The sequence below is a fragment of the Micrococcus sp. APC 4021 genome (assembly GCF_030407635.1).
Taxonomy (GTDB): Bacteria; Actinomycetota; Actinomycetes; order Actinomycetales; family Micrococcaceae; genus Micrococcus; species Micrococcus luteus.
The window spans coordinates 1-21415 of record NZ_JASDCZ010000031.1 but is presented as its reverse complement, the minus strand read 5'-3'; the positions used below and the strand labels follow the sequence as shown (position 1 = coordinate 21415).

Sequence of the window (21415 nt, the reverse complement as noted above, 5' to 3'; positions counted from 1 at the left end):
TAGTCGGCCTGCGGGAGGGCGGCGCCGGCGGCCCCGCCCTCCCGCAGGCCGACTACCGCATCCTGCGCTCCGTCCCGGCCTACGCCGAGGCCCAGGCCCTCGTGGACCAGCTCTCCGACGCCGGGTTCCCCGTGGAGCGCGTGCGCATCGTGGGCACCGGGCTGCGCTCCGTGGAGCAGGTCCTGGGCCGGATGACCACCGGCAAGGCCGCCGTCCGCGGCGGGCTGCAGGGCCTGTGGTTCGGCCTCCTGCTCGGCCTGCTCTTCTCGATCTTCGCCCCCGGCTTCGGGTTCCTCTGGATCCTGCTGATCTCCCTGGGCCTGGGCGCCCTGTGGGGGGCGGTCTTCGGGGCGATCGGCCACGCGGCCACCGGCGGCAGGCGCGACTTCACGTCCCTGCAGACCATGGAGGCCGAGTCGTACGACGTGCTGGTCGAGGCCTCCCACCTGGACCAGGCCGGTCAGCTCCTCGGCGCGGACCCCGGCACCGCGGCCACGCCGCGCGCCTGAGCCCCGGCCCGCCCCGTCGTCGTCGCTCTGGTAAGGTGGACCGGTCTGGCAGGCGCTGCGCCCCGGACGCATCCCCCTCGAACGGTCCACGGGACACCCGCGTGCCCGGTCGAGGGACGCGCAGCGCATCAGTGGATGACGGGCGGCGGCACGCCCCTCAGCTCTCCTCAGGATCGCGGGGAGGCCAGGTTCGAGTCCCCTTGACCCGTGTGCCCCGGCGCGCGGACGAGACCTCGAGACAAACCCGAACCGTGCCGCACGTCAAGGAAAGGCAGGTCCACCATGAGTGGCAACCTTCGCACCCGCCGCACCGTGCGGCACTCCCGCGCCCTGGGCATCGCGCTGACCCCCAAGGCCGAGAAGTACATGGAGCGTCGTCCGTACGGCCCCGGCCAGCACGGCCGCGCCCGCCGCAAGCAGGACTCGGACTACGCGGTGCGCCTCAAGGAGAAGCAGCGTCTGCGCGCCCAGTACAACATCCGCGAGGCCCAGATGCGCCGCTACTTCGAGGAGGCCAAGCGCACCGCCGGCCTGACCGGTGAGAACCTGGTCGAGCTCCTCGAGCAGCGCCTCGACGCCCTCGTGCTGCGCGCCGGCTTCGCCCGCACCATCCAGCAGGCCCGTCAGCTCGTCGTGCACCGCCACATCATGGTGGACGGCAAGCGCGTGGACGTCCCCTCGTTCCGCGTGAAGGAGGGCCAGATGATCCACGTGCACGAGCGCTCGGAGAAGATGGTCCCCTTCCAGCTGGCCGCCGCCGGCGCCCACCAGCAGGTCCTGCCCGCCACCCCGGGCTACCTGACCGTGGAGATCGACAAGCTGCGCGCCACCCTCACCCGTCGCCCGAAGCGCTCCGAGGTCCCCGTGACCTGCGAGGAGCAGCTCGTGGTCGAGTACTACGCGCGCTGATCCGCCGCGGCCGGGTCCGTCCCGGACGACGGCGCCCCGCGCGTCCCGCAGGCCCGGTCACCTCTCGGAGGTGACCGGGCCTGCGGCGTCCCCCGGGCCCGCCGCCGGGGATCGGCGCCGCGCCCGGTAAGGTGGGGCCGGAATCCCTGCCGTCCGAAGGAGGCCCCCGCCATGCTCCGCTCGCTGCTGCTCGTCGGCGCCGGCGCCGCATCCGGCTGGTTCGCACACCGCGCCCTCGGCGACCGTGCCCACCCGGCCACCGACGCGACCGACGCGCCGACGTCTGACCCTGGCTCCGCGGGGGGGCGCGCGGGGTTCTCCGCCCGCCTGGACCCGGAGCGTCTGGCCCGCCAGGCCGGTGAGGCCGCCGCCGACGCCGCGGCGGCCGCCCTGCAGGACGGTGCCCGGCGCCTGGCCGAGCGCGTCCGCGCCGAGGCCCCCTGGGCCGCGCCCTACCTGCCCCACACGGGGCCGATCATCTCCGGGGAGACCGTGGAGCCGCCGTCGCACGGCGCCGCCCGCCCCCAGACCACCACCACGCAGAAGGACACCCCCGCATGAAGTCCCAGGAGATCGCCCGCCGCTGGACCGCCTTCTTCGAGTCCAGGGGGCACCGCGTGGTGCCGTCGGCGTCGCTCGTCTCGCCGGATCCGTCGCTGCTGTTCACGGTGGCCGGCATGGTCCCGTTCATCCCGTACTTCCTGGGGGAGCAGACCCCGCCGAGCCCGCGCGTCGTCTCGGTGCAGAAGTGCATCCGCACCGCGGACATCGAGGAGGTCGGCAAGACCGTCCGCCACGGCACCTTCTTCCAGATGTGCGGCAACTTCTCCTTCGGCGACTACTTCAAGGAGACAGCCATCCCGATGGCCTGGGAGCTGCTGACGTCCTCGGTCGAGGACGGCGGCTTCGGCCTGGACCCCGAGCGCCTCTGGGTCACCGTGTACCGCGAGGACGACGAGGCCGAGCGCATCTGGCGCGAGGACGTGGGCGTCCGTCCCGAGCGCATCCAGCGCATGGGCAAGGACGACAACTACTGGAACACCGGCCAGCCCGGCCCGGGCGGCCCCTGCTCGGAGATCTTCTACGACCGCGGCCCCGCGTACGGCGTCGACGGCGGCCCGGCCGCGGACGACACCCGCTACATCGAGATCTGGAACCTCGTGTTCATGCAGTACCGCCTCTCCGCGGTGCGCTCGAAGGACGACTTCGACATCGCCGGCGAGCTCGAGCACAAGAACATCGACACCGGTCTCGGCCTCGAGCGGCTCGCCATGATCCTCCAGGGTGTGGAGAACATGTACGAGACGGACCAGGTCCGCCCCGTGCTCGACCGCGCCGCGCAGCTGGCCGGCCGCTCCTACACCTCCACCGAGGACCCGGCCGACCCGCACTACGACGACGACGTCCGCCTGCGCATGGTGGCCGACCACGTGCGCTCGGCCCTGATGCTGATCAGCGACGGCGTGCGCCCCGACAACGAGGGCCGCGGCTACGTGCTGCGCCGCCTCATCCGCCGCGTCGTCCGCGCCCTGCGCCTGATGGGCGTCACCGAGCCCGTTTTCCCTGAGCTGCTGCCGGTCTCCCGGGACGCGATGAAGGGCACCTACCCGGTGGTCGCGGACGAGTTCGAGCGCATCTCCCGGATCGCCTACGCCGAGGAGAAGGCGTTCCTGCGGACCATCGCCGCGGGCACGGCCCGCCTCGACGCCGCGGTGGGCCAGGCCCGCTCGGCGGGCGGCGGCATCGCGGGCCCGGACGCGTTCGAGCTGCACGACACCTACGGCTTCCCGATCGAGCTGACGCTGGAGATCGCGGAGGAGGCCGGCGTCGCCGTGGACGAGGCCGGGTTCCGCGCCCTCATGGCCGAGCAGCGCGACCGCGCCCGCGCGGACGCCAAGGCCAAGAAGGCCGGCCACACGGACACCGCCGTGTACCAGCGCCTGCGCGCCGAGGGCCAGACCCACTTCACCGGCTACACCGAGCACACCACCGAGTCCGTGGTGCGCGGCCTGCTGCAGAACGGCGAGGAGGTCGCGTCCGCCGGCGCCGGCACGGAGCTCGAGCTCGTCCTGGACGCCACGCCGTTCTACGCGGAGTCCGGCGGCCAGGCCGCGGACACCGGCCTGATCACCGGCGACGGCTTCCGCCTCGAGGTGCTCGACGTGCAGGCCCCCGTGAAGGGGCTGTCCGTGCACAAGGTCAAGGTCCTCGACGGCGAGGTCGCCGCCGGCGCGCAGGCCCTCGGCGCGATCGACCTGCAGCGCCGCCTCGACGGCGAGAAGGCCCACTCCGGCACCCACCTGGTGCACGCCGCACTGCACCAGATCCTCGGCCCCGAGGCCACCCAGTCCGGCTCCTTCAACAAGGAGGGCTACCTGCGCTTCGACTTCCGCTGGGCCGAGGCGCTCTCGGCCGGGGCCCGCTCCGAGGTCGAGGACGTGGTGAACATCGCCATCCGCGACGACCACGCCGTGCTCACCCAGGAGATGAGCCTCGAGGAGGCGCGCGCACTCGGCGCGATGAGCCTGTTCGGCGAGAAGTACGGCGACCGGGTGCGCGTCGTGGAGATCGACGGCGCCTGGTCCCGCGAGCTGTGCGGCGGCACCCACGTGGGCCGCACCGCGCAGATCGGCTCGCTGACCCTGCTCGGCGAGCAGTCCGTGGGCTCGGGCAACCGCCGCGTCGAGGCGCTCGTCGGCCTGGACTCGTTCCGCCACCTCGCCGCGGAGCGCACCCTCGTCTCCGAGCTCTCGGAGATGTTCAAGGCCCCGGCCGAGGAGCTCAAGGACCGCATCGGCGCCACCCTGGACCGGCTCAAGGCGGCCGAGAAGCAGGTCGCGGAGCTGCGGGCCCAGGCGCTGCAGGCCCAGGCCGGGCAGCTCGCCGGGCAGGCCCAGGACGTCACGACGTCCGCCGGGACGTCGGTGCGGGTGCTGGCGCACCACGTCGGCGACGTGGCCGGGGACCAGCTGCGTTCCCTCGTGCTGGACCTGCGCGCCCGGATCGAGTCGGCCGGCGGCAACGCGGCGGGCACGCCCGTGCTCGTGGCCCTCACGGCCGAGGCCAAGGGCCGGCCCCTCGTGGTCGTGGCGACCAACGAGGCCGCCCGCGCGGCCGGCCTCCAGGCGGGCGCCATGGTCAAGACCGCCACCGGCGTGCTCGGCGGCGGGGGCGGAGGCAAGGACGACGTCGCCCAGGGCGGCGGCCAGGACGTCACGCGCGTCGGGGACGCGCTCGACGCCGTCGTCGCTGCGGTGCGCGCGGCCTGAGGCGGACGTGAGCGCAGGTCAGGACGGGGCCGCCGTGGCGAGCGACGCCGTGCGTCGGGGGCGCACCCTCGGCGTCGACGTGGGCCGTGCCCGCGTGGGCGTCGCGTCGGCCGACCCCGACGGCCTGATCGCCACCCCCGTGGCCACCCTGCGGCGGGATGCGCGTCGACGTCGTGACGTGGACGAGCTCGTCGCCCACGCTCGCGAGCTCGACGTCGTCGCCGTGTACGTCGGCCTGCCGGTGAATCTGCGGGGCGAGCACACGCCGTCCACGCAGGACGCCCTCGACTACGCGGACGCCGTCGCCGCCGCCCTGGTCGAGGCGGGCCACCGCGTGCCGGTCCGGCTCGTCGACGAGCGGCTCAGCACGGTCTCCGCGCAGGCCGGACTGCGGGCCGCGGGCCGGTCCGTCAAGGACAGCCGCGGCGTGATCGACCAGGCGGCCGCCGTCGCGATCCTGCAGGCCGCCGTGGACGAGCAGCGCCGCACCGGCCGCTGGGCCGGCCAGGACCGGGAGCAGATCCGGTGACCGGCGACCACCAGCACGCGCGGCGTGAGGACCACTGGGACGATCTGCTCGGCGACGAGGCCGACGTCCACGACGACCTCGACGTGTTCGGCTTCGCCCACGGCGAGGCGGACGAGGCCGATCTCGGCGCCCCGTCCCAGCCGGTCGACGCGGCCGGCCCATGCCGGCCCCGCACGTTCCTGCGTCGCCGGGGCTCCGGGTCCCACCCGGCCCCGCGGGTCGATCGCGGCGCCGGCCGGCGGCGGACCGCGCTGGTGCTGGGCACGGTGCTCGTGGCGTTCGCCGTCGTGGTCGGGCTGATCGTGCGCGGGTTCCTGGGCGGCCCCGACCACACGGCCGTCGAGGGCGACGAGGTGACGTTCTCGGTGGAGCCGGGCGAGGACCTGGGCTCCGTGGCGGCCCGCCTGGACCGGGCCGGCATCGTGGCCTCCGCCCGTGCGTTCGAGCGCGCCGCCCGGGACACGGGCAGCGGTCTCGTGCGCTCGGGGGACTTCGTGCTGCGCGAGCGGATGCCCGCGGCCGAGGCCCTCGCGGTGCTCCAGGGCGCCGCGGACGGGGCCGTGCACTACGTGCTCGTGGAGCGCGGCCGGCGACTCACCGAGGTGCTGGACGCCGTCGCCGAGGCCACGGGGCTGCCCCGCGAGGAGCTCGAGGCCGCCGCCCACGACCCGACCCGCTACGGCGTCCCCGGGGAGGCGGGCACGCTCGAGGGCTGGCTCGACGCGGGGGAGTACCGCCTCCCCGTCGACGCCACCGCCGAGCAGGTGCTCGACTCCCTGATCCGGCCCACCCTCGCCGAGCTCGACGCCCTCGACGTCCGCGACCCGGCCGAGCAGCAGCGCCTGCTCACGATCGCCTCCATCCTCGAGGCGGAGGCCCTGCCCCAGGACTACCGGCAGGTCGCCGGCGCCATCGAGAACCGCCTCGCCCCGGACAACACCGAGACGCGCGGGCTCCTGCAGATCGACGCCACCGTCACGTACGGCCTCGGCGTGCGCAGCCTCAGCTTCACCTCGGGCCAGCGCCAGGACGCGTCGAACCCCTACAACACGTACGTGCACCCGGGCCTGCCGCCGGGTCCGATCGGCATGCCCTCCGACGCGGCCGTCGAGGCCGCCCTCGACCCGGCCGAGACGGACGCCTACTACTGGGTGACCACGGACATCGGCACCGGCCACACCGAGTTCTCCCGCACCTATGAGGAGCACCAGCAGCACGTGCGCACCCTGCAGCGCTACTGCGCCTCCAATCCGGGGGTGTGCTGATGCGCCCCACGCTGCGCGCGGCGGTCCTGGGCCGGCCGATCGCCCACTCGCTCTCCCCGGTGCTGCACGCGGCCGGCTACCGGGTCCTGGGCCTCGACGTCGACTACGGCCGCCGAGACCTGGGCGAGGACGAGGTGCTCGCCTTCGCGGCCGAGCACCTCGGCGCCCCGGGCACGGCCGACGGCGGCGCGGCCGCGGCCCGCGGGCAGGACTGGCTCGGCTGCTCCGTCACCATGCCGCTGAAGCGGGCGGTCGTCGCCGCCGCCGGGCACGTCAGCGACCGCGTCCGCCTCCTGGGCACCGCGAACACCCTCGTGCGCGACCACCCCTCCGCGCCCGGGGTCGTCCACGCCGAGAACACGGACGTGGACGGCATCCTCGGCGCCCTCGCCGCGGCCGGCCTCGACCGTGCCGCCCGGGGCGGGACCGTCGGCGTCCTCGGGAACGGGGGGACCGCGACGGCGGCCGTCCTCGCCGCCGCCACGCTCGGCGCGGACGCGGTGCTCTTCGGCGTCCGCGACCCCGCCCGCGCCGCCGAGGTGACGGCCCTGGCCGACGCGCTCGGGCTGCGCTGGGCGACCCTGACCCAGGCGGATCTGCTCCGGCGGGCGCCGGGGCTGCGTGCCGTCGTCGCCACCCTGCCGCCGCGCGCCGCGGACGCCCTGGCCGCACACGTGCCGGCCGGCGCCGCCCTGCCGCCCCTGCTGGACGCGGCCTACGACCCGTGGCCCTCCGTGCTGGCGTCCGCCTGGTCCCGGGAGGGCGGTCCGGTGGCGTCCGGGCTGTCCATGCTGCTGCACCAGGGCATCGAGCAGGTCCGGCTGTTCACGGCCCGGCCCCGCGCCGCGGCCGGGATGCCCGAGCCGGACTGGGCGGCGGTGACGCGCGCCGCGGCGGACGCCCTGGGACCGGCCGCCGGCTGAGCGTCGAACGCCGGATCCGGTGCGTCCCGTCCGGTCACACGTGACGGCGCGGCGCCCCGTGCGTGAGAGACTGCACGCCATGGTGCGCTGGTTGACAGCGGGGGAGTCTCACGGCCCCGCGCTCACAGGAATCGTAGAGGGACTGCCGGCCGGGATCCCGGTCACGACGCAGGACGTGCAGGACGCGCTCGCGCGCCGCCGCCTGGGGTACGGGCGCGGCGCGCGCATGAAGTTCGAGCAGGACGCGGTGACGATCCTCGGCGGCGTCCGCCACGGCCGCACCCTCGGCTCGCCTGTGGCGATCCAGGTGGGCAACACGGAATGGCCCAAGTGGGAGAAGGTGATGGCCGCCGATCCCGTCCCCGCGGAGGAGCTCGACGGTCTGGCCCGCAACGCGGCGCTCACCCGCCCGCGGCCCGGCCACGCCGACCTGACCGGCATGCAGAAGTACGGCTTCGACGAGGCCCGCCCCCTCCTCGAGCGCGCCTCCGCCCGTGAGACCGCCGCCCGTGTGGCCCTGGGCACCGTCGCCCGCGCCTTCCTCGGCGAGCTCGGCGTGCGGATCGTCTCCCACACCGTGGCCTTCGGGGAGGCCGCCCTGCCGGAGGGCCACCCGTTCCCCGTCCCCGAGGACGAGGCCCGCCTCGACGCCGACCCGGTCCGCTGCCTCGACCCGCAGACCTCCGCGGCGATGGTCGCCGAGGTCGACGACGCCCACCGCGCCGGGGAGACCCTCGGCGGCGTCGTGGAGGTGCTGGCGTACGGCGTGCCGATCGGCCTGGGCTCCCACGTCCACTGGGACCGCCGCCTCGACGCGCGGCTGGCGGGGGCGCTCATGGGCATCCAGGCGATCAAGGGCGTGCAGGTCGGCGACGGGTTCGCCACGGCCGCCCGACGCGGCACCGCCGCCCACGACGGGATCGCCCGCGGCGCGGACGGCCGCCCCCGGCGCACGACCGACCGGGCCGGCGGCATCGAGGCCGGCATGTCGACGGGTGAGCTGCTGCGCGTGAGCGCCGCGATGAAGCCGATCGCCACGGTGCCGCGCGCACTGCCCACGGTCGACGTCGCCACGGGCGCGGAGACCACGGCCCACCATCAGCGCTCCGACGTGGCGGCCGTGCCCGCCGCGGGCATCGTCGCCGAGGCCATGGTCGCCCTCGTCCTGGCCGACGCGATGCTCGAGAAGTTCGGCGGCGACTCCGTGGCCGAGACGCGCCGCAACCTCGAAGCGTTCCAGGCCGCGGTCCCCGCCCTGCCGGAGCCGGGCGCCGACGTCGTGGCGGACGGCCCGATGGGCGACCCCCTGCCGTGACCGACACCCCCGGGACCGCGCCGGCCCCGGGACCGGACCCGAGCACGCGTCCCGTCCCCGGGCCCGTCACCGTGTGCCCGTGGGAGGGCATGATCGGTGCCCTCGAGGCGCGCCTGACGGCCGCGGCCACGGTGGCCGCCGCGGCCGACGAGGACCCGGCCGCGCGCCCGGCCCGCCGGATCGTCCTCGTCGGCCCGATGGGGGCCGGGAAGACGACGGTCGGCCGGGCCCTGGCCGCCGTGACCGGGCTGCCCTTCGTGGACTCCGACGAGCTGTTCACCCAGGTGCACGGCCCGATCCCGGAGTTCTTCGCCGAGCACGGCGAGGCCGCGTTCCGGGCGGAGGAGGCGCGCGTCATCGGCCATGTGCTCGGCCGACCCGCCCCGTGCGTCCTCTCGTGCGGCGGCGGCGCCGTCCTGCATCCGGGCACCCGCCGCGCGCTGGCCGGGCCGGACTCCGACGTCGTCTACCTCGCGGTCGGAGAGGAGGAGGCGCTGCGCCGCGTGGGCGGCGGCGCGGGCCGCCCCGTCCTGGCCGGAGACCCCGCCGGGACCTGGCGGCGCATCCTCGCCGAACGCGAGGGGCTGTACCGCGAGGTCGCCGACCTCGTGCTCGACACCACAGGCCTGACGGCCGCCGAGGCGGCCTGGCGTATCGTGGGGGACGCCCACCGCCCCCGAAGGAGTGAGTCACACCCATGACCGACCGTGAGCCGGACATCACCGAGCAGGAGACCCCGGGGGCGGCGCCCGCGGCCGCTCCGGCCGCACCCGAGGACGTGACGGTCATCCCCGTGGCCGGCGGCCACGAGGCGGCCGTGCACGGCGGCTACGACGTGGTGGTGGGCCGGGGCCTGCTCGCGCGCCTGCCGGACATGCTCGGCCCGACCGTCCGACGCGTGCTGGTCATCCATCCGCGCGCCCTCCGGGCCACCGGCGACGTCGTCAAGAACGACCTCGAGGCCGTGGGCCTGACCGCACTGACCGCCGAGATCCCGGACGCCGAGGAGGGCAAGCACCTGCAGGTGGCCGGGTTCTGCTGGCAGGTGCTCGGCCAGAACGACTTCACCCGGTCGGACGCGATCGTCTCCGTGGGCGGCGGCGCCGTGTCCGACCTGGCCGGCTTCGTGGCGGCCACGTGGCTGCGCGGCGTCCGCGTCGTGCACATGCCCACCACCCTGCTGGGCATGGTGGACGCGGCGGTGGGCGGCAAGACCGGCATCAACACCGCCGAGGGCAAGAACCTGGTGGGGGCGTTCCACAATCCGGCCGGCGTGCTGGCGGACCTGGACACGCTGCTCACCCTGCCGGCCAACGAGCTGATCTCCGGCCTGGCCGAGGTCGTGAAGTGCGGCTTCATCGCCGACCCCGCGATCCTCGACCTCATCGAGGAGGACCCGGCCCAGGCCCAGAACCCGCACTCCGCGCGGCTGCGCGAGCTGATCGAGCGTTCGATCCGGGTCAAGGCGGACGTCGTCTCCCGCGACCCCCGCGAGTCGGGCGCCCGCGAGGCGCTGAACTACGGCCACACGATGGGGCACGCGATCGAGCTCGCCGAGCGCTACCAGTGGCGCCACGGCGCCGCGGTGTCCGTGGGGCTGGTCTTCGCGGCCGAGCTGGCCCGCTCCCTCGGCCGGCTCGACGACGCCACCGCGGACCGCCACTGGTCGGTGCTGACGGCCCTGGGCCTGCCCGTCTCCTACCGCGGGGACCGGTGGCAGACCCTGCTCGAGGGCATCCGCCGGGACAAGAAGAACCGCGGCGACCAGCTGCGCTTCGTCCTGCTGGACGGGCTCGCGCAGCCCACCACCGTGGACATCCCGGACGCGTCCCTGCTCTTCGCGGCGTACCAGGAGATCGCAGAGTGAGCCGCCGCTGACCCCGGCCCCGCGCGGGGCCTCCCGTAGACTGGCCCGCGCACATCCAAGACCCCACCCACTGCAGGCGGACCCGTGACGGTCCGCGAGACCGATCGGGAGCACACACACGTGGCAACGAGCAACGACATCAAGAACGGCGCCGTCCTGAAGCTGGAGGGCCAGCTCTGGAACGTCACCGAGTTCCAGCACGTCAAGCCGGGCAAGGGCGGCGCGTTCGTCCGCACCAAGATGAAGAACATCACCACGGGCAAGGTCGTGGACAAGACCTTCAACGCCGGCGCCAAGGTCGAGTTCGCCACCGTGGACCGCTCCGACTACCAGTACCTCTACCAGGACGGCGCGGACTACGTGTTCATGGACGTCAAGGACTACGACCAGATCACCGTGCCCGGGGCCGTGGTCGGCGACGCCGCGAAGTACATGCTCGAGAACACCCAGGTGGTCATCGCCCTGCACGAGGGCACGCCGCTGTACCTCGAGATGCCGGCGTCCGTGGTCCTGGAGATCACCTACACCGAGCCGGGCCTGCAGGGGGACCGCTCGTCCGCCGGCACCAAGCCCGCCACCGTGGAGACCGGCGCCGAGATCCAGGTGCCGCTCTTCGTCGAGCAGGGCACCCGCGTCAAGGTCGACACCCGCACCGGCGACTACCTCGGCCGCGTCAATGACTGAGCGGGCCTCCGCCGGCTCCGCTGCCAAGCGGGGGACCACGGCGCGCAGCCGCTCCCGGCAGCGTGCGGTGGAGATCCTGTTCGAGGCCGAGCAGCGGGGCTCCAGCGCGCTGGAGGGCATCCGCACCCGCCGCGAGAGCACCGATCTGCAGGTGAACGCCTACACCCAGCGGCTCGTGGAAGGCGTCATCGCGGACCAGGAGCGGCTCGACGAGGCCCTGAGCTCCTACTCCCGCGGCTGGTCCCTGGACCGCATGCCCGCCGTCGACCGGGCGATCCTGCGCGTGGGGGCCTGGGAGCTGCTGTTCCAGGACGACGTGCCGGACGCCGTCGCCATCTCCGAGGCCGTCGCCCTGGCCGCCCAGCTGTCCACGGACGACTCGCCCGAGTTCGTCAACGGTCTGCTCGGCCGCCTGCAGCAGGTCAAGCCGACGCTGCTCGCCTGAGCCGCCGAGAGCTCCGTCACGAGGCCCGTCCCGCACCGCGTCATCCGCGCCGTGGGGCGGGCCTCGCTGGTAGAGTCGGCGACGTCCCGCGCGGGGGCCCACCGGCGCCCCGGGACGGACCACGCATCCTTTAAGAGCCGTCCTGTGAGGCGGGGAAGGAGGCGCCGGCATGGGAACTGACCCCGCCGCACCTCGTGCTGCCCGGACCGTGCTGTCCACGTCCGAGATCGACCGGGCGCTGACCCGGATCGCCCACGAGATCCTCGAGTCCAACAAGGGCGCCGAGGGTCTCGTCCTGATGGGGATCCCGCGCCGCGGGGCCCCCCTGGCCCGGCGGCTCGGCGCCCTGCTGGCCCGCATCGAGCCGGCCTTCGACCCCACCGCCGCCGTCGGTGAGGTGGACGTGACGCTCTACCGGGACGACCTCCGCCGCGGCACGGCCCGCACCCCGATGCCCACCCGCCTGCCCGAGGTCCCCCTCGACGGCGCCGTCGTCGTGCTCGTGGACGACGTCCTCTTCTCCGGCCGCACCGTCCGGGCCGCCCTCGACGCGATCGCCGACCTGGGCCGCCCCGCCGCCGTGCGCCTGGCCGTCCTCGTGGACCGCGGGCACCGCGAGCTGCCCGTCCGGGCCGACTTCGTGGGCAAGAACCTGCCGACCTCCACCGCCGAGCGCGTCCAGGTCCGGCTCATGGAGGTCGACGGCCCCGAGGGCACCGGCGAGGTCACTGAGGACGCCGTGAGCATCGTCGACCGTGTCGCGACCCGGGAGGGTTGAGCCGTGCGCCACCTGCTGTCCACCGCCGACCTCTCCCGCGCCGACGCCCTCGCCGTCCTCGACACCGCCGAGGAGATGGCCGCCGTCAACCAGCGCGAGGTCAAGAAGCTGCCCGCCCTGCGCGGCCGCACCGTGGTGAACCTCTTCCTCGAGGACTCCACCCGCACCCGCATCTCCTTCGAGGCCGCCGCCAAGCGGCTCTCCGCGGACGTGATCAACTTCTCCGCGAAGGGGTCGTCCGTCTCCAAGGGGGAGTCGCTCAAGGACACCGTCCAGACGCTCGAGGCCATCGGCGCGGACGCCATCGTGATGCGCCACTGGTCCTCGGGCGCGGCCCGCCAGCTGGCCGACTCCGGCTGGGTGCGCTCCGCCGTCGTGAACGCCGGCGACGGCACCCACGAGCACCCCACCCAGGCCCTCCTGGACGCCTTCACCCTGCGCCGGCGCCTCGCCGCGGCGACGGGAGAGGACCTGGTCGGCCGGGACCTGACCGGCATGCGCGTGGTGATCGTGGGGGACATCCTGCACTCGCGCGTGGCCCGGTCCAACGTGTGGCTGCTCAGCACGCTGGGCGCACAGGTCACCCTGGCCGCCCCGCCCACCCTGCTGCCCGTGGGCGTGGCCGCGTGGCCGTGCCAGGTCACCTACTCGCTGGACGAGGCCCTCGACGCCGGCCCCGACGCCGTCATGATGCTCCGCGTCCAGGCCGAGCGAATGGGCGGCGCCTTCTTCCCGTCCGCAGGGGAGTACACCCGGACCTGGGGGCTGACCGACGACCGCTTCGCCCGCCTCACCGCCGGCCGGGGCGCCCTGCTCGACGAGCCCGTGGTCATGCACCCCGGCCCGATGAACCGCGGCCTGGAGATCAGCCCGGCGGCGGCGGACTCGCCCCGCAACACCGCCCTCGAGCAGGTCGCCAACGGCGTGTCCGTCCGCATGGCGGTCCTGCACCTCGTCCTCAACCACGACCAGGAGGTCCGCCCGTGAGCGCCCCCAGCCCCGCCCCCCTGCTGCTGCGCAGCGCGCGCCTGACCACGGGCGAGACCGCCGACGTGCTCGTCGCCGAGGGCCGGATCGCCGCCCTCGGCCCGGACGCCGCGACCCACGCCGCCGGCCTCGACCCGGCCCCCGAGGAGGTCGACTGCGCCGGCCTGGTGCTGCTGCCCGGGCTCGTCGACCTGCACACCCATCTGCGCCAGCCCGGCAAGGAGGACGCGGAGACGGTCGAGACCGGCACCCGCGCCGCCGCGATGGGCGGCTTCACCTCGGTCCACGCGATGGCCAACTCGACGCCGACGGCCGACACCGCCGGCGTGGTGGAGCAGGTGTGGCGGCTGGGCCGGGACGCGGGCTGGTGCGATGTGCACCCCGTGGGCGCGGTGACCGTGGGCCTGGCCGGCGAGGCCCTGGCCGACCTCGGCGCGATGGCCGACTCGCAGGCCCGCGTGCGGATGTTCTCCGACGACGGCATGTGCGTCCACGACGCCGTGCTGATGCGCCGTGCGCTCGAGTACGTGAAGTCCTTCGGCGGCTTCGTGGCCCAGCACGCGCAGGAGCCGAACCTCACCGCCGGCGCCCAGATGAACGAGTCCGAGCTCTCCGGCGTCCTCGGCCTGGCCGGCTGGCCCGCCGTGGCGGAGGAGGCCATCATCGCCCGTGACGTGCTGCTGGCCCAGCACGTGGACTCCCGCCTGCACGTGTGCCACGTCTCCACGGCCGGCTCCGTCGAGCTGATCCGCTGGGCCAAGGCCCAGGGCGTGGCCGTGACCGCCGAGGTCACCCCGCACCACCTGCTGCTCACCGAGGAGCTCGTCCGCTCCTACGACCCCGTGTTCAAGGTCAACCCGCCGCTGCGCCGCGAGTCCGACGTGATGGCCCTGCGCGCCGGGCTGGCCGACGGCACCATCGACACCGTGGGCACCGACCACGCCCCACACACCGCCGAGACCAAGCAGTGCGAGTGGACGGTCGCGGCGATGGGCATGACGGGCCTCGAGACCGCCCTGTCCGTGGTGCAGCAGGCGATGGTGGACACCGGCCTGATGGACTGGGCCGGCGTCGCCCGCGTAATGTCCACGGCGCCGGCCCGGATCGCCGGCCTGACCGACCAGGGCCAGGCCGACGAGCGCGGCGTCCCGCGCGTCGGCGCCGTGGCCAACCTCGTGCTCGTGGACCCGCAGGCCCGCCGCACCGTGGACCCCGAGCAGCACCTGACCAAGTCCCGCAACAGCCCGTACCGGGGCATGGAGCTGCCGGGCGCGGTACGCCACACGGTCTACCGCGGCGCCCGCGTCGTCGCCGACGGCGCCCCCGCCCGGCCGTACCGCCACCCGGCCCTGACGGAGACGGGGGAGCGCGCGTGAGCATCACCTCCCTGGCCGCCGCCCTGGCGGCCCGTCCCGTCCCGCCGCGGACCCCGACGAAGGACTACGCGGACGTGTGGCTGCCGGTGACCCTGGGCACCCTGGCCGTCGTCCTCGTGCTGCTCGGCCTGCTGGCCCTCGGGTGGCGGGCCCGCCGCCGGGCGCAGGCCGGGATCCCGGCCCCGGCCCCCGTGCCGACGGCCCTCTACGACGCCGAGCCGACGCTGTCCGCGGAGGGCATGCACGTGGGCACGGTGCGCGGCGAGGACCGACTGGACCGCGTGGCGGTGCACGGCCTGGGCCTGCGCTCGCGCGCCGTCCTCGAGGTCCACGACGCCGGCACCCACCGCGGCCTGCTCGTGCTCCGCCCCGGGGCCGCCAACCTGTTCATCCCCGCGGACGACCTCGTCGAGGCCGGCCTGTCCGGCGGGATCGCCGGCAAGTTCGTCGAGCCGGGCGGGCTCGTCGCCTGGGGCTGGCGCCTCGGCGACGTCGAACTCACCTCCGCCTTCCGCCCCGACCGCCCCGAGGACCGCGACCGGCTCCTCGCCGCCCTGCAGACCATCATCGACCCCGCCCCGGCCGACCCGGCCGGCCGCGCAGGAGAAGGAGACCCCCGATGAGCACCCCCACCGACGACCTGGCCCTGCTCGTCCTCGAGGACGGCACCGTCCACCGCGGCCGGGCCTACGGCGCCCGCGGCCGCACCCTGGGCGAGGCCGTGTTCACCACGGGCATGACCGGCTACCAGGAGACCCTCACCGACCCGTCCTACGCGGGGCAGATCATCGTGCAGACCTCCCCGCACATCGGCAACACCGGGGTCAACGACGCCGACCGCGAGTCGCGGGCGATCTTCGCCGCCGGCTACGTGGTCCGCGACGCGGCCCGGCGTCCGTCCAACTGGCGCGCCGAGCGCACCCTCGACGAGGAGCTCGAGGCGTTCGGCGTCGTCGGGATCCGCGAGGTCGACACCCGGGCCATCACCCGCCGCCTGCGCACCGAGGGCTCGATGCGCGCCGGCGTGTTCTCCGGCGAGCACGCCGCCCGCCCGGAGGCCGAGCTGCTGGCGGAGGTGCGCGCCCAGCCGTCGATGGCCGGCGCCCGCCTCGCGGAGTCCGTCACCACGGAGCAGCCGTACGTCATCGAGCCGGCCGAGCACGGCTGGGAGGGCGAGCCGATCGCCGAGATCGCCGCCCTCGACCTCGGCATCAAGGCCGCCACGCCGCGGCACCTGGCCTCCCGCGGCATCCGCGTGCACGTGCTGCCCGCGGCCACGGACCTGGCCGGCATCCGCGCCGTGGACCCGGACGGCGTCTTCCTGTCCAACGGCCCCGGCGACCCGGCCACGGCAGACGCCCAGGTGGAGCTGCTGCGCGAGGTCCTCGACGCCGGCCTGCCGTTCTTCGGCATCTGCTTCGGCAACCAGATCTTCGGCCGCGCGCTCGGCTTCGACACCTACAAGCTGAAGTTCGGCCACCGCGGCCCGAACCAGCCGGTGCTGGACAAGGCCACGGGCCGCGTGGCCATCACCTCCCAGAACCACGGCTTCGCCGTGGCCGCCCCCCTCGGCGAGCCGATCGAGGCGCCGGAGTCGCGCTTCGGCCGCGTCGAGGTCTCCCACTGGTCCCTGAACGACCAGGTCGTCGAGGGCCTGCGCCTGCTCGACCGGCCCGCCTTCTCCGTGCAGTTCCACCCGGAGTCCGCGGCCGGCCCCAACGACACCCTCGACCTGTTCGACCGCTTCGTGCAGCTGCTCACCGAGCACCGCGCCGCCACCACCCCCGCCACCGAAGGAGCCTGATCCATGCCCAAGCGCACCGACCTGAAGTCCGTCCTGGTCATCGGCTCCGGCCCCATCGTGATCGGCCAGGCCGCCGAGTTCGACTACTCCGGCACCCAGGCCATCCGCGTCCTCAAGGAGGAGGGCGTCCGCGTCGTCCTCGTCAACTCCAACCCGGCCACGATCATGACCGACCCGGAGCTGGCCGACGCCACCTACGTCGAGCCCATCACCCCGGCCGTGGTCGCCAAGATCATCGAGAAGGAGCGCCCGGACGCCCTGCTGCCCACCCTGGGCGGCCAGACGGCGCTGAACACCGCCATCGCCCTCGACAAGGACGGGGTGCTCGAGCGCTTCGGCGTCGAGCTGATCGGCGCGAACATCGAGGCCATCGAGCTCGGCGAGAACCGCGAGCTGTTCAAGGGCGTCGTGGAGCGTGCCGGCGGCGAGTCCGCCCGGTCCCACATCGTGCACACGATGGAGGAGGCCCTGGCCGCCGTCGAGGACCTGAAGTACCCCGTGGTGGTGCGCCCCTCGTTCACGATGGGCGGCCTCGGCTCCGGCATGGCCTACGACGAGGCCGACCTGTACCGCATCTGCGGCGCCGGCCTGCAGTACAGCCCGACCTCCGAGGTCCTGCTCGAGGAGTCCATCCTCGGCTGGAAGGAGTACGAGCTGGAGATGATGCGGGACAAGAACGACAACGTCGTCGTCGTCTGCTCCATCGAGAACGTGGACCCCGTGGGCGTGCACACCGGCGACTCCATCACCGTGGCCCCGGCCATGACGCTGACGGACCGCGAGTACCAGAAGCTGCGGGACATCTCGATCAACGTCATCCGCGAGGTCGGCGTGGACACCGGCGGCTGCAACATCCAGTTCGCGGTGAACCCCGTGGACGGGCGCGTCGTCGTCATCGAGATGAACCCGCGCGTCTCCCGCTCCTCGGCGCTGGCCTCGAAGGCCACCGGCTTCGCGATCGCCAAGATCGCCACCAAGCTGGCCCTGGGCTACACGATGGACGAGATCCCCAACGACATCACCCAGAAGACCCCGGCGTCCTTCGAGCCGGTCCTGGACTACGTGGTCGTGAAGGTCCCGCGCTTCGCGTTCGAGAAGTTCCCGGCGGCGGATCCCACGCTGACCACCACCATGAAGTCGGTCGGCGAGGCCATGGCCATCGGCCGCAACTTCACGGAGGCCCTGCAGAAGGCCCTGCGCTCGCTCGAGCAGAAGGGCTCGGAGCTCGCGTTCCCGCAGGACGCCGACCCGCAGGCCCTGCTCGCGGCGGCGAGCACGGCCACCACCGACCGGCTCTCCCAGACCCAGCAGGCGCTCTACGCCGGCGCCACGATCGAGGAGGCCTTCGAGGCCACCGCGATCGACCCGTGGTTCCTGGACCAGTTCGTGCTCATCAACGAGGTCGCGGACGAGATCCGCGACGCCGAGGTCCTCGACGAGGCCCTGCTGCGCCGCGCCAAGCGGCACGGGTTCTCCGACGCCCAGATCGGCTCGCTGCGGCACATGGACGCCGCGGTCGTGCGCGGCGTGCGTCACGCCCTGGGCGTGCGCCCCGTCTACAAGACCGTGGACACCTGTGCCGCCGAGTTCGAGGCCTTCACCCCGTACCGGTACTCCAGCTACGACCTCGAGACCGAGGTCGCCCCGCACGAGGGCGAGTCGGTGATCATCCTCGGCTCGGGCCCGAACCGGATCGGCCAGGGCATCGAGTTCGACTACTCGTGCGTGCACGCCACCATGGCGCTGCGCGAGGCTGGCTACGAGACCGTGATGGTCAACTGCAACCCGGAGACGGTATCCACGGACTACGACATCTCCGATCGCCTCTACTTCGAGCCGCTCACGCTCGAGGACGTCCTGGAGGTCATCGCGGCAGAGGAGGCCTCCGGCGGCGTGCGCGGCGTCTTCGTGCAGCTCGGCGGCCAGACCCCGCTCAAGCTGGCCCAGCAGCTCGCCGACGCCGGCGTGCCGATCCTGGGCACCTCGCCCGCGGCCATCGACCTGGCCGAGCACCGCGGCGAGTTCGCGCTCGTGCTCGAGCGCGCGGGCCTGGTGGCGCCGAAGAACGGCACGGCGGTCTCCTTCGACGACGCCAAGCGCGTGGCGGACGAGATCGGCTACCCCGTGCTCGTGCGCCCCTCCTACGTGCTCGGCGGCCGCGGCATGGAGATCGTGTACTCCGAGGAAGCACTGGCCCACTACGTGGAGCACGCCACGGAGATCACCCCCGACCAGCCGATGCTCGTGGACCGCTTCCTCGAGGACGCGATCGAGATCGACGTCGACGCCCTCTACGACGGCACCGAGCTGTACCTCGGCGGCGTCATGGAGCACATCGAGGAGGCGGGCATCCACTCGGGTGACTCCGCGTGCGTGCTGCCTCCCGTCACCCTGGGCCCGGACGTGCTCGAGCGCGTGCACCGCGCCACCGAGCGGATAGCGGCCGGCGTCGGCGTGCGCGGCCTGATCAACATCCAGTTCGCGCTCGCCTCGGACGTGCTGTACGTGATCGAGGCGAACCCGCGCGCCTCGCGGACCGTGCCGTTCGTCTCGAAGGCCACGGGCGTCCAGCTGGCCAAGGCGGCCGCGCGGATCGGCGTCGGCGAGAGCATCGCCGACCTGCGCGCGGCGGGCATGCTGCCCACGGCGTACGACGGCGGCACCCTGCCGATCGGCGCGCCCGTGGCGGTCAAGGAGGCGGTGCTGCCGTTCACCCGCTTCCGCACCGCGGAGGGCCGCGTGGTCGACTCGCTGCTGGGCCCGGAGATGCGCTCGACGGGCGAGGTCATGGGCATCGACAAGCACTTCGACACCGCGTTCGCCAAGTCCCAGTCCGCCGCCGGCGGCCCGCTGCCCACCTCGGGGCGCGTGTTCGTGTCGGTCGCCAACCGGGACAAGCGCACCCTCGTGGGCCAGGCCAAGCGCCTCGTCGACCTCGGCTTCCAGGTGGTCTCCACCGGCGGCACCGCCGAGGTGCTGCGGCGCAACGGCATCCCCGCGGAGGTCGTGGCGAAGATCGCCGACGCCGGGCACGAGGACGGCGCGGGCACCGTGCTGGAGCAGCTGCACGCCGGCACCGTCGACCTCGTGCTGAACACGCCCTCCGGCGGCGACGCCCGCACGGACGGCTACGAGATCCGCGCGGCCGCGACGTCGCTCGGCGTGCCGGTGATCACGACCACGGCCGAATTCGGGGCGTGCCTGCAGGCCATCGAGGCCATGCGGTCCTACGAGTGGTCCGTCACCTCACTGCAGGAGCACGACGCGCGCCTGCAGCAGGCTGTCGCCGGTCCGGAGGCCGCGGCGTGACCACGACGGCGACGGGCGGCGCGGGGCCCCGCGCCCCCTTCGGGCGGCGGCTGGCCCACGCCATGGAGACGGCCGGTCCGCTGTGCCTCGGCGTGGACCCCCATCCGGGCCTGCTGCGGCAGTGGGGCCTGAGCGACACCCCGGCGGGCCTCGAGGCGTTCTCCCTAACCGCCCTCGAGGCGGCGGTGGGTCCCGAGGGGCCCCGCGTGGCGGCGATCAAGCCCCAGGTGGCGCTGTACGAGCGCCACGGATCGGCCGGCCTGGCGGCCCTGGAGCGGCTGCTCGCGGCCGCCCGGGACGCCGGGGTGCTCACGATCGCGGACGCCAAGCGCGGTGACATCGGCTCCACCATGGACGGCTACGCCGCCGCGTGGATCGCCGACGCCTCGCCCCTGGCCGCGGATGCGGTGACGCTCAGCCCGTACCTGGGTTTCGGCACCCTCGTGCCGACCATCCGCGCCGCCCACGAGGCCGGCCGCGGCGTGTTCGTCCTCGCGCTGACCTCCAATCCGGAGGGCCGCGAGGTCCAGCACGTGGGCGAGGGGTCGGCCGAGGGATCGGTCGCCCGGCGCATCGCCGCGGCGGCGGCCGCCGAGAACGCGGCCCTGCGCGGCGACGACGCGTGGGGGCCGGTGGGACTCGTCTTGGGCGCCACGGTGGCCGCCGAGGCGGACCGCCTCGGCCTGGACCTGCCGGCCCTCGGCGGGCCCCTGCTGGCGCCCGGGTTCGGTGCCCAGGGCGCCACGGCCCGGGGCATGCGGGCCGACTTCGGGACGGCCTGGCCGCAGGTCTTGGCGACCTCGTCCCGCGGCATCCTGAGCGCGGGCCCGTCGGTGGCCTCGCTGGTGGACACGATCGAGGAGAATCGCGCCGCCCTGCGGTGACGCCCGCGTCCTCCCGGCGCGCCCGTGCCGTGTGGACGGGATGGTATCTTCCCTTTCGATCGGCTGTGCTCGTCGTCCTTGACCATGGAAGGGTCACGACGGGGCCGGTGGGGAACGAGAGGCATCGAGGTCAGACCCATGGCGTTGCGGCAGCTCAGTGTGCAGGAGAGGGCGGAGGCCCGGAGGAAGGCCCTCCAGGCCCGCCAGGCGCGGGCGGAGCTCAAGGCGGCCTTCGCCGCCGGTGAGGTCGGCCTGGCCGACATTTTCGCGCGCGCGGACGCCGACGACGCCGTCGCCCGTCTGCGGACCGTGGACCTGCTGCTGGCCCTGCCGGGCGTGGGCGAGGTCCGGGCCCGGGAGGCGATGGCGGGGTGCGGCATCTCGCCGCGGCGTCGGCTGGGCGGCCTGGGCCGTCGTCAGCGCGAGGCGCTGATCGCCTATATTGGCCGGTGACCCCCACATCCCGGCGGGTCGGCGCCGGCCCGGGTGACGGGTCTGCGAGGCCCGTCCCACCAGGAGGATGCGTGACCGACACGTTCGACCCCGGACCCGCCCCCGCCGT

At 74.4% G+C, this 21415-nt stretch carries 20 protein-coding genes; all 20 read left to right on the top strand.

Translation table 11 applies throughout. The features are described 5' to 3' along the window. Positions 1-8: 8 nt before the first annotated feature. The 20 genes from QL983_RS04590 to mihF all read left to right on the top strand — a co-directional run bounded on the left by QL983_RS04590 (position 9) and on the right by mihF (position 21306). Positions 9-509, top strand: a complete 501-nt coding sequence (locus QL983_RS04590) for a general stress protein (protein WP_290151483.1) — start codon at positions 9-11, stop codon at positions 507-509. Between the two features lie 282 nt (positions 510-791). Next, on the top strand, positions 792-1418 hold the full coding sequence (gene rpsD, locus QL983_RS04585) for a 30S ribosomal protein S4 (RefSeq protein WP_036313685.1): 627 nt from the start codon (positions 792-794) through the stop codon (positions 1416-1418). A 171-nt stretch (positions 1419-1589) separates the two neighbouring features. After that, on the top strand, positions 1590-1979 hold the full coding sequence (locus QL983_RS04580) for a hypothetical protein (protein ID WP_020621562.1): 390 nt from the start codon (positions 1590-1592) through the stop codon (positions 1977-1979). Then, positions 1976-4687 carry an alanine--tRNA ligase gene (gene alaS, locus QL983_RS04575; protein ID WP_144820129.1) on the top strand — a complete coding sequence of 904 codons (2712 nt, stop codon included), beginning with the start codon at positions 1976-1978 and terminating at the stop codon, positions 4685-4687. The genes QL983_RS04580 and alaS overlap by 4 nt, the downstream gene beginning before the upstream one ends. Before the next feature lie 7 nt (positions 4688-4694). Then, entirely contained in the window at positions 4695-5216 is a 522-nt protein-coding gene (ruvX, locus tag QL983_RS04570) for a Holliday junction resolvase RuvX (RefSeq protein ID WP_186303263.1), read from the top strand. Beyond that, entirely contained in the window at positions 5213-6481 is a 1269-nt protein-coding gene (mltG, locus tag QL983_RS04565) for an endolytic transglycosylase MltG (RefSeq protein WP_129866781.1), read from the top strand. Before ruvX ends, mltG begins: the two co-directional genes overlap by 4 nt. Further along, entirely contained in the window at positions 6481-7404 is a 924-nt protein-coding gene (locus QL983_RS04560; RefSeq protein WP_113914224.1) for a shikimate dehydrogenase, read from the top strand. Before mltG ends, QL983_RS04560 begins: the two co-directional genes overlap by 1 nt. Positions 7405-7483: 79 nt before the next feature. Beyond that, entirely contained in the window at positions 7484-8719 is a 1236-nt protein-coding gene (gene aroC, locus QL983_RS04555) for a chorismate synthase (RefSeq protein ID WP_036336604.1), read from the top strand. Beyond that, positions 8716-9420 (top strand): shikimate kinase, encoded by a 705-nt coding sequence (locus QL983_RS04550; RefSeq protein WP_044659812.1) that lies wholly within the window; start codon positions 8716-8718, stop codon positions 9418-9420. The genes aroC and QL983_RS04550 overlap by 4 nt, the downstream gene beginning before the upstream one ends. Further along, a complete protein-coding gene (gene aroB / locus QL983_RS04545; RefSeq protein WP_081097731.1) occupies positions 9417-10586 on the top strand; it encodes a 3-dehydroquinate synthase in 1170 nt (389 codons plus the stop codon). Before QL983_RS04550 ends, aroB begins: the two co-directional genes overlap by 4 nt. Before the next feature lie 120 nt (positions 10587-10706). Continuing rightward, complete coding sequence (gene efp / locus QL983_RS04540) at positions 10707-11270, top strand: elongation factor P (RefSeq protein WP_002857030.1); 564 nt, start codon at positions 10707-10709, stop codon at positions 11268-11270. Next, positions 11263-11715, top strand: a complete 453-nt coding sequence (nusB, locus tag QL983_RS04535) for a transcription antitermination factor NusB (RefSeq protein ID WP_044659811.1) — start codon at positions 11263-11265, stop codon at positions 11713-11715. Before efp ends, nusB begins: the two co-directional genes overlap by 8 nt. A 169-nt stretch (positions 11716-11884) precedes the next feature. Then, positions 11885-12493, top strand: coding sequence for a bifunctional pyr operon transcriptional regulator/uracil phosphoribosyltransferase PyrR (gene pyrR, locus QL983_RS04530; RefSeq protein WP_036313707.1), 609 nt, complete (start codon positions 11885-11887; stop codon positions 12491-12493). A gap of 3 nt (positions 12494-12496) precedes the next feature. Next, complete coding sequence (locus tag QL983_RS04525) at positions 12497-13480, top strand: aspartate carbamoyltransferase catalytic subunit (RefSeq protein WP_036313715.1); 984 nt, start codon at positions 12497-12499, stop codon at positions 13478-13480. Beyond that, positions 13477-14856: a dihydroorotase gene (locus QL983_RS04520; protein ID WP_036313718.1), complete on the top strand. Its 1380-nt coding sequence runs from the start codon at positions 13477-13479 to the stop codon at positions 14854-14856. Before QL983_RS04525 ends, QL983_RS04520 begins: the two co-directional genes overlap by 4 nt. Continuing rightward, positions 14853-15479, top strand: coding sequence for a hypothetical protein (locus QL983_RS04515; protein ID WP_012750893.1), 627 nt, complete (start codon positions 14853-14855; stop codon positions 15477-15479). The genes QL983_RS04520 and QL983_RS04515 overlap by 4 nt, the downstream gene beginning before the upstream one ends. Next, positions 15476-16660, top strand: coding sequence for a glutamine-hydrolyzing carbamoyl-phosphate synthase small subunit (gene carA / locus QL983_RS04510; protein ID WP_036336598.1), 1185 nt, complete (start codon positions 15476-15478; stop codon positions 16658-16660). The genes QL983_RS04515 and carA overlap by 4 nt, the downstream gene beginning before the upstream one ends. A 3-nt stretch (positions 16661-16663) precedes the next feature. Further along, positions 16664-19969 (top strand): carbamoyl-phosphate synthase large subunit, encoded by a 3306-nt coding sequence (carB, locus tag QL983_RS04505; RefSeq protein ID WP_078025475.1) that lies wholly within the window; start codon positions 16664-16666, stop codon positions 19967-19969. After that, the gene (gene pyrF / locus QL983_RS04500) at positions 19966-20853 is read left to right on the top strand and encodes an orotidine-5'-phosphate decarboxylase (protein ID WP_036336596.1); all 888 of its coding nucleotides are present in this window, start codon (positions 19966-19968) and stop codon (positions 20851-20853) included. Before carB ends, pyrF begins: the two co-directional genes overlap by 4 nt. A gap of 138 nt (positions 20854-20991) precedes the next feature. Then, positions 20992-21306, top strand: coding sequence for an integration host factor, actinobacterial type (gene mihF / locus QL983_RS04495; protein WP_010078601.1), 315 nt, complete (start codon positions 20992-20994; stop codon positions 21304-21306). The last annotated feature ends 109 nt before the right edge of the window (positions 21307-21415 follow it).